The 1,312-nt window shown below is 39.7% G+C and carries 2 protein-coding genes; both read left to right on the top strand.

Annotated elements, in window-relative coordinates; genetic code table 11:
• Positions 1 to 52 precede the first annotated feature (52 nt).
• Positions 53 to 427, top strand: coding sequence for a hypothetical protein (locus QL998_RS20630; RefSeq protein WP_290193394.1), 375 nt, complete (start codon positions 53 to 55; stop codon positions 425 to 427).
• A gap of 21 nt (positions 428 to 448) precedes the next feature.
• Positions 449 to 1,093, top strand: a complete 645-nt coding sequence (locus tag QL998_RS20625; protein ID WP_290193393.1) for a TolC family protein — start codon at positions 449 to 451, stop codon at positions 1,091 to 1,093.
• The last annotated feature ends 219 nt before the right edge of the window (positions 1,094 to 1,312 follow it).

The raw sequence follows: 1,312 nt of genomic DNA, 5'->3' as shown, positions 1-1,312 counted from the left end.
CCCACCCTCAAGCACAGTATTGGTCTGACTAAGTATAGGGCGTTGCGCTATTTTGCACGCTGACCCACCAATACTGCCGAAACAGGTTACGGTTAGTTGTGTACCTCTAACTTCTTATGGCTTCCTTCAGACCCCACCGTTGGCCAGTGACGCCCTTGCCATTCAGATTATCTTCCCCTTAGTCAGGGTGATAAGGCATCTTTCAGCCTATCGGGTTTGCCAGCTTCGCTGGGCAAACAAAAAGGCTAATGCCTTAACTGCATTAGTTAATTGGCAAGCAGCAAAAAAAGCTGCTCAGTTACTTTCAGAAAGAGAAGAGCAATTGCAAACGCTCGTTGGAATTGTTGAAGACAAACGAAAAGCTGGACTTCTAGAGCCACTTGACGCTGAGCTAGTCTATTTAAACTTGTCGCAAATTTTTAGTTAAATATCTGAGTCTCAAATTGCTTTGAAAAATGCAGAGGTAAAGGTTCAGGAGTTATTGCCTGATTGGACGCCTAATACTACCAATTTGTTTTCATTTACTTTTGGAGCAACAAGCTACTCATTTAACTCCCAGTGGGTTGAGGAACATCCAAAAGTTAAACTTGCTAGAGCGAAATGGAAGGGACAACAATCTAAAGCTCAACTAACCACTATGGAATCTAAAGCTAATCCAACCATTGGCGTTAGCGCAGGGAAAAGTGGAGATGAAGACTTGGTTGGTGTGACTTTTTCAATGCCTTTAAACATCAGAAATAACTATACAGATAATGTTAAAGCCGCTTATTCAGAAGCCATTGCAGCCGAGGCGAATTTTCAGTCGGTATATCGAAAGCAGTCTTTTGAAGCAAAAGCTAATTATGAATCGCTTAATGTCAGTAGAAAATACTACGAGCAATGGCAAAAGCTCACCCAAGGTAGGTTGGCTAGCAGCGCAAATTTATTAAATAAGCGCTGGCAAGCTGGTGACATAAACACTTCTGATTATTTACTCGCATTAAATCAACGTGCGGAAGGGCTTCATGCAGGAATACGTTTGGAAAATCAATTCAAGCTTGCAGAAATATCCTTCATTTTAAGTATGGGTCAGTTATCCAAATTTGAGATTTGAGCGCTTTGTTTTTTCAGTAGCGAAAAACGAAATCTTAAATTTATTAAAAATATAGGTTACAAAAATGAATACAGTAATTAGTAAAAAATTTTGTAACTATTCAGCCTCATCTGAAATGAATACATCAGGCAGCTGATTTTTGAATAATAACTCAAGGGCTAGGCTTGCAGATACATATTGTTTTCTGCAAGTCGATAAATAGCTTCTCAGCAAGCAGAA

The sequence above is a fragment of the Pseudoalteromonas sp. APC 3691 genome (genome assembly GCF_030408135.1).
Lineage (GTDB): Bacteria > Pseudomonadota > Gammaproteobacteria > Enterobacterales > Alteromonadaceae > Pseudoalteromonas.
Note: the sequence above shows the minus strand (reverse complement) of the source record. Positions and strands in the feature narration are given on the sequence as shown.